Source organism: Ureibacillus suwonensis, from assembly GCF_042655065.1.
Classification (GTDB): Bacteria; Bacillota; Bacilli; order Bacillales_A; family Planococcaceae; genus Ureibacillus; species Ureibacillus suwonensis.
This window is the reverse complement of record NZ_JBHSNQ010000012.1, coordinates 1-6,597: the sequence shown is the minus strand read 5'-3', so window position 1 is coordinate 6,597 and position 6,597 is coordinate 1. Positions and strand designations below refer to the sequence as shown.

7 protein-coding genes and 1 pseudogene are annotated in these 6,597 nt (G+C 40.5%); 1 reads left to right on the top strand and 7 read right to left on the bottom strand.

From position 1 onward, the window contains the following. Window positions 1–183: 183 nt before the first annotated feature. Genes ACFPOH_RS01185 through ACFPOH_RS01155 form a run of 7 tightly spaced genes read right to left on the bottom strand, consistent with a single transcriptional unit; the run spans window position 184 to window position 5,534 of the window. The gene (locus tag ACFPOH_RS01185) at window positions 184–465 is read right to left on the bottom strand and encodes an adhesin (RefSeq protein ID WP_390308635.1); all 282 of its coding nucleotides are present in this window, start codon (window positions 463–465) and stop codon (window positions 184–186) included. A gap of 15 nt (window positions 466–480) precedes the next feature. After that, window positions 481–1,428: a thioredoxin-disulfide reductase gene (gene trxB, locus ACFPOH_RS01180; RefSeq protein ID WP_390308632.1), complete on the bottom strand. Its 948-nt coding sequence runs from the start codon at window positions 1,426–1,428 to the stop codon at window positions 481–483. A gap of 27 nt (window positions 1,429–1,455) precedes the next feature. After that, a complete protein-coding gene (gene arsA, locus ACFPOH_RS01175) occupies window positions 1,456–3,216 on the bottom strand; it encodes an arsenical pump-driving ATPase (protein ID WP_390308630.1) in 1,761 nt (586 codons plus the stop codon). Between the two features lie 18 nt (window positions 3,217–3,234). Beyond that, the gene (arsD, locus tag ACFPOH_RS01170; protein WP_390308628.1) at window positions 3,235–3,594 is read right to left on the bottom strand and encodes an arsenite efflux transporter metallochaperone ArsD; all 360 of its coding nucleotides are present in this window, start codon (window positions 3,592–3,594) and stop codon (window positions 3,235–3,237) included. Window positions 3,595–3,654: 60 nt separating this feature from the next. Continuing rightward, window positions 3,655–4,077, bottom strand: a complete 423-nt coding sequence (gene arsC, locus ACFPOH_RS01165; protein WP_011230093.1) for an arsenate reductase (thioredoxin) — start codon at window positions 4,075–4,077, stop codon at window positions 3,655–3,657. 20 nt (window positions 4,078–4,097) lie between these two features. Beyond that, window positions 4,098–5,159, bottom strand: a complete 1,062-nt coding sequence (gene arsB, locus ACFPOH_RS01160) for an ACR3 family arsenite efflux transporter (RefSeq protein WP_390308627.1) — start codon at window positions 5,157–5,159, stop codon at window positions 4,098–4,100. Between the two features lie 27 nt (window positions 5,160–5,186). Next, window positions 5,187–5,534 carry an ArsR/SmtB family transcription factor gene (locus ACFPOH_RS01155; protein WP_390308626.1) on the bottom strand — a complete coding sequence of 116 codons (348 nt, stop codon included), beginning with the start codon at window positions 5,532–5,534 and terminating at the stop codon, window positions 5,187–5,189. A 748-nt stretch (window positions 5,535–6,282) separates the two neighbouring features. Here ACFPOH_RS01155 and ACFPOH_RS01150 point away from each other — a divergent pair. Continuing rightward, window positions 6,283–6,597 (top strand): annotated as a pseudogene (locus ACFPOH_RS01150) (IS21 family transposase); the annotation flags it as partial.

The window sequence follows — 6,597 nt, the reverse complement described above, 5'->3', positions numbered from 1 at the left end:
TGCCGCTCGCTTCCTTCAGATTCCGCGTCACCACGGACACCCTTGCGTTAAGCTAACTGTTACTTCTGCCTTCACAGTTCGGGACTTACACCCTATAGATTACACCCATGCCAGGCGCACTAAAAAAGCTGACAACTACACGTCGTCAGCTTTCGTCATTAGCTGATTTATTTTAATTTAGATTTAACAACATTGATTTAAACCTAATAAGACGAATTGAACGCCTTCTTCCGTTTCTTCCGCATCGAGTGTAACTCCTTCGATGATAGAAGCTACTTGCTCGTCCATCGCTACCCGAATACCATTAATAATCTCCAACCGATCTGTGGTTTGAGGATTATCTAATGATAAACCAAGTTGCGGACCGCAACATCCTGCGCCTTCAAATGTAAAACGTAGTGTATCAAATCCATTTTCTTCCATCACTTTTGTAATAAATGTTTTTGCTTTCTCTGTAATAACCATGGCTTTCTCCCTCTCTTATAATGATTTACTCCAGTCGTGTGTTGCACTACCTTCTAAGAAACGTTCACAGTCAAGCGCAGCCATGCAACCTGTCCCTGCTGCGGTAATCGCTTGGCGATACTTATGATCTTGTACGTCTCCACATGCAAACACGCCTGGGATATTCGTTTCTGTGGTACCCGGCTTCACTACGATGTAGCCCATTTCATCTGTTTCTACTTGTCCGTTTAAGAATTCGGTATTTGGGCGGTGACCGATAGCTACAAAGATGCCGTCCGCTTCTAATACTTCTTCTTGTCCTGTTTCATTATCACGCACTTTCAGACCTGTTACCTTATTCCCATCTGATATTACTTCTACTGGTGTTTTATTTAAACTCCACGTAATTTTTTCATTGTCTTTTGCTCGATCTTGCATAATTTTTGACGCACGCAGCTCATTTCTGCGATGAACAATGCGAACTTCTGTCGCAAACTTCGTAAGGAAATTTGCTTCTTCCATGGCAGAATCGCCACCGCCTACCACGATAACCTTTTTGCCGCGATAGAAGAAACCATCACATGTCGCGCATGTACTAACCCCGCTCCCCATGTTTTCTTTCTCGCCCGGAATACCAAGAAGTTTGGCAGACGCTCCAGTGGCAATGATGATTGCCTCTGTCTCTACTTCTCCCATACCCGTGACGGTTACTTTAAATGGGCGTTGAGACAAATCTACTCTTTCCACCCAACCGTTCTTAAATTCCGCACCAAAGCGTTCTGCTTGCTTGCGCATGTTATCCATTAATTCTTGTCCCAAAATCCCTTCTGGAAAGCCCGGAAAGTTTTCTACTTCAGTTGTCATTGTTAACTGCCCACCCGGTTGTAAACCCTCAATGACTAACGGATTCATATTAGCACGTGCCAAATAAATAGCTGCCGTTAATCCCGCTGGACCTGTTCCTAAAATCATTACTTTACGCATTCGAATCTCCTCCTGTTGTATCCCAACTTAGATCGTTAATTCTTTAAGTTTTTGATATCCTACTGTATCTTCCGACTGCCAAGGAATAATCACACAATGGTTTTGTGACTTCCGTTGTACTTCTTCAATCCACTGAACTTCAGACTGTGCCCGTCCACGCAGAATAGGATCCACTGTATGTGTGGCATAAAAGCTTTGATTGATGACCCACCACTTCGGTTGGATTCCTGCACGCTTTAAGTCATCTTGTAGACGGCTTGCTTCATGAACCGGTGTAGCTTCTGCCAATGTTACAATGACAACACTTGTTTCTTCCGGATTGCGAAGACGTGGTAACAAGTTTTGCACGGATTGCGGTACTTCTCCAGAAGAACGCGCAATTTCTTTATGATAGGCTTGCGCTGCATCCAATAATAGTAACGTATGTCCTGTTGGAGCTGTGTCAATGACAACCACTTCTTCATTCGCTTTTTCTACGATATCTGCAAAGGCACGGAATACCGCGATTTCCTCTGTACAAGGGGAACGTAAGTCCTCTTCTAAATAAGCCAATCCTTCCTCATCTACTGTATCTTTTGCTTGGTTGAGGACTTCGTTACGATACTTCTCTACTTCAACTTTTGGATCAATACGGCTAACAGAGATATTTTCATGTTCTCCACACATCACATAATCAATATGAGCAGCCGGATCTGTTGTGGTTAAATGAACACGGTGTCCTTTTTCAGCCAATCCAACCGCAATCGCAGAAGCGACCGTTGTTTTTCCTACGCCGCCTTTACCCATCGTGAAAATGACGCGCTTTCTTGACTCTGATAAGTCATCAATTAACGCTTTTAAAGCCGGGACGTGCAATGACTTTATTTCATCTGCCGATACAACGCTTGTCTGTTCAAAGGTGAATAACTTACGGATGTTTTCTACTCCGGCGATATTAAATGGCACTAACGGAATTTCAAATGTTTGCAATCCTTTTAACTCATTTGGCATCTGTTCCAATGCACGAACTTGTCGAGTAAAGAAAGCAGAAGAAACCTTATCATTTTTCACGAAATCCTTCATCACACCATTAATAAGAAGATACTGATTTTTCAATCCAATCTCTCGTAACTCTTTGGATGCTCGTTCCGCTTCTTGCAGCGGGGAACAGTCGGGACGAGTCACAAGAAGCAGGGTTGTTTTTTCTGGGTTCGTTAGTACCTTTACGCTTTGTTCATACATCTCCTTTTTCGCACTTAGTCCCGCTAATGGACCTAAACAAGAGGCGCCATGTGTACTTTCTTCTAGAAATCCACTCCATGCAGCGGGCAACTGTAACAATCGCAACGTATGTCCTGTTGGAGCCGTATCAAAAATAATATGATCAAATTGTGCAGTAAGTTCCTTGTTCGTCAATAATGTAGAAAACTCATTGAAGGCGGCAATTTCAACGGTACATGCACCTGATAGTTGCTCCTCCATGGAGGCGATAACGGTTTCTGGCAACTTTCCTCTATATGGTCCAATTACTTTTTCTTTATATTCATTTGCCGCTATTTCCGGATCAAGATTGGCAGCAAATAAATTTGGAACATTCGGAATGGCGGTAGGCTTATTTTGCAGCTCTACTTCAAACACATCTTGTAAATTAGACGCAGGATCTGTGCTTACAAGCAATACTTGTTTTCCCCTATCTGCTAACGCAATAGCCGTTGCACACGCCGTTGATGTTTTCCCTACTCCACCTTTTCCCGTAAAGAATAAAAAGGGAGTGAAATCCATGGATCGAGGGTTAAACAAAGTGGTCATGTCGATTCACTTCTTCCGTTATTTTTTCACATTGAGACTTAAGCGAACTTTTGGTTTTTGGCTTAATTCTTCTTCTGTCATACCCGTTAATTCTGCTAACTCAGCATTGGTTGGATATCCTTTTTCTTTTATAACTTCACCATCCACTAAAACGACCGGTAATACATCTGGTCCTTTTTCTGTCAGTAGTTTACGGATGATTTCATTTGCTACAAAAGCATCTGGTTCGCTTCCAAGGTTATAACGTACAATATCAATTCCTTTATTCTTCAAATTGTTAACTGCTACGGAGATACGGATTAATTCCGGGTCTATACTTGGACCACAAATCCCTGTTGGACAGCACATTGCTGGATCAAAGATTTCAATTTTTCTCATGTGATTTCCCCTCCTGTAAAATCAGCCGAGAAGATTCTTCTTCTCGGCTGTCACTCAGTCTTATTCGCCTGTTTCAGCAAATTTTTTGATGCGCGCGCCGATTTCATCGCGAACACGACGGAATACAGCTAATTTTTCCTCTTCCGTTCCTTCCGCCTTTGCCGGATCATCAAATCCCCAATGGACACGTTTCACATTTGGCGGGGTTACTGGACAATGGTCCGCTGCATGACCGCATAATGTTACTACCAAATCCGCTTTATTTAAAATTTCCGGATCAATGATATCCGATGTCTGGTTCGAAATATCAATTCCTACTTCTTTCATGACTTTTACCGCGTTTGGATTTAGTCCATGCGCTTCAATACCGGCGCTGTACACTTCCCACTCGTCGCCAAGATATTTTTTTGCCCATCCTTCTGCCATTTGGCTGCGGCAAGAGTTACCTGTGCATAAGAAGTAAATGATCTTTTTGTTTTTCATGTTTCATTCCACCTCTGTTGTTAGTATGATACTGATTCTGTTTTGAAGTATTTTCGTTGAAACCATAGTGCCACGTTGACTAACCCAATCATGACAGGCACTTCCACCAGTGGTCCAATAACAGCTGCAAACGCTGCACCAGAATCGATTCCAAACACGCCAACAGCTACGGCAATCGCTAACTCAAAGTTATTACTGCCGGCTGTAAAGGCAAGTGTGGTGGTGACAGGGTAGTTCGCTCCAAATTTCTTCCCTATGAAGAAGGAAACGAAGAACATCAACACAAAGTAAATGAACAATGGAATAGCAACTCTCACTACATCCAACGGCAAACTTACGATAACGTCTCCTTTTAGAGAGAACATGACGATAATCGTAAACAATAAAGAAATCAATGTAATCGGGCTGATTTTTGGAATGAATACTTTTTCATACCATTGTCTGCCTTTTGCTTTTACCAACAAAAAGCGCGTCAACATTCCGCCAAGAAACGGAATTCCTAAGTAAATGAACACCGACTTAGCGACTTCCATCATTGTAATATCAACGACAGCACCTTCTAGTCCTAACCATTTTGGAATGATCGTCACAAACACATACGCATAAACAGAGTAAAATAGCATTTGGAATACAGAGTTAAACGCCACCAGTCCAGCTGCGTACTCCCTGTCTCCTTTCGCTAAATCATTCCAGACAATCACCATCGCAATACAACGTGCCAGACCGATTAGGATGAGTCCGACCATGTATTCGGGTTTATCCGGCAAGAATACGATCGCCAATACAAACATCAATATTGGTCCAATAATCCAATTCTGCACAAGGGACAAAACCAATACTTTTATGTCTTTAAAGACGTGTCCCATCTTCTCGTAGCGAACTTTTGCCAACGGAGGATACATCATTAAAATTAAGCCAATGGCAAGTGGAATCGATGTGGTTCCTACCTGCAAACTGTTCATTCCGTCTACAAAACCCGGAAAGACGAATCCTAAGCCAATTCCTGCTGCCATAGCAAGGAAAATCCAAAGCGTGAGGTATCGATCCAAGAACGATAGACGTTTTTTCCCCGTATTATTCATTTTTTCCCTCCTCATTTAATTAGTAGGTTAACAACCGCAACGGAGCGTAGGGTTGGTCTCCTCAATCTTACGAATATTCTCTGTTTGATCTGGAACGTGTTGCAGAATATCTTGGATGAGATCATATAACTCATTTTGTGAATTGAGGGAATAATAAATCCACTGTCCCCTCTTATCTTCTTTTACTAATCCTGCATCTTTTAACTTGCGAAGATGCTGACTAATAGCCGGCTGACTCATGTCAAACACCTCAAGAAGCTCGCATACACAACACTCCCGTTGTTTTAAAATTGCCATGATCGTTAAACGTGTTTTATCACCAAGCAACTTTAAAACGTTTGATGCTTTTTCTATTTCCACTACTGTTTTTTGCATGGAAACACCTCCTATTCTTTTATGATTATATAGTTATTTACTTATATATATGAGCGAAAATGAAATATGATACTCCTAAATCCCTTTATTTGCAATTTTGTTCCTCTCACACTAAATAATGATGTCACATCTTTCATATCCACGAAATGGATATTGTAGTATAACCATACTTACTCTTCCCTTTAATAATTATATAACTACATACTTATATAAAACAAGAGAAAAAAACGACTTTAACATAATCTTTACAATTCAAACGAAAATGTGAAATTCGGAAGTAAACTTGCCTTATCTCGTCTCCATTTGTTGTTATTCTTCAGAACGAGAGATTCTCCTCCTCGTCATAAATTTCTTTTATTTGTTTCGGTTCGTTTGTTAACTCCATTTCAAATCCTTATTTATTTGATAAGTAAAAAAGACTAACGACTCGAGTCGTTAGCTAACACTGTTTCGTCAACTGAATTCAGGATTTGTTCTAATTTGGTTCGGATCGCGTTTTTAAGCATGGATCTTAAATTTTTTTTATACTTCTTCTTAGTCAATGGACAAATATATTCTCCATCATCAATAACCTCGTTTTTTAACTCTCCATCTTTGTGTATGGCAAAATAAAAGTGCAGAGCTTTGCAAAGGAAAAATGCAGAGTCCTGCACTAAATTTTTGTGCATAAACAAAAAAAGACTTGCCAGTCACCCCAAGTCCCACTACAGTCATTGTGTCAAGCAATTGGTAGTGGAGGTAAGAAAGGATGCTAGCAATGTCTGATATTAATTGTATCAAACATTTAAGAAATAACAAAGGTTTATCTATTTCAGAAATACAAAGAACAATGGGAATTAATTGGCGAACAGCTAAGAAGTATGCGGATGAAGATCAACTCCCTAAACAGAAATCATTTAAAAAGAAAGGGAAGATGCATGAGGAAAAGTGGGGAGAAATTGTTTCAGATTGGCTTTTTGAGGATTTAAAGTTAAGGAAAAAATTAAGAAGAACAAAGAAACAAATATTTGAAGAACTAAAGGAAATGGGTTTCCAAGGTTCTTATCGTACTGTTTGTTACTTT

What these genes read in the sequence shown, in the direction of transcription:
- ACFPOH_RS01185 (WP_390308635.1), bottom strand. Translation starts at nt 465, where the DNA reads ATGGTTATTACAGAGAAAGCAAAAACATTTATTACAAAAGTGATGGAA.
- trxB (WP_390308632.1), bottom strand. Translation starts at nt 1,428, where the DNA reads ATGCGTAAAGTAATGATTTTAGGAACAGGTCCAGCGGGATTAACGGCA.
- arsA (WP_390308630.1), bottom strand. Translation starts at nt 3,216, where the DNA reads ATGACCACTTTGTTTAACCCTCGATCCATGGATTTCACTCCCTTTTTA.
- arsD (WP_390308628.1), bottom strand. Translation starts at nt 3,594, where the DNA reads ATGAGAAAAATTGAAATCTTTGATCCAGCAATGTGCTGTCCAACAGGG.
- arsC (WP_011230093.1), bottom strand. Translation starts at nt 4,077, where the DNA reads ATGAAAAACAAAAAGATCATTTACTTCTTATGCACAGGTAACTCTTGC.
- arsB (WP_390308627.1), bottom strand. Translation starts at nt 5,159, where the DNA reads ATGAATAATACGGGGAAAAAACGTCTATCGTTCTTGGATCGATACCTC.
- ACFPOH_RS01155 (WP_390308626.1), bottom strand. Translation starts at nt 5,534, where the DNA reads ATGCAAAAAACAGTAGTGGAAATAGAAAAAGCATCAAACGTTTTAAAG.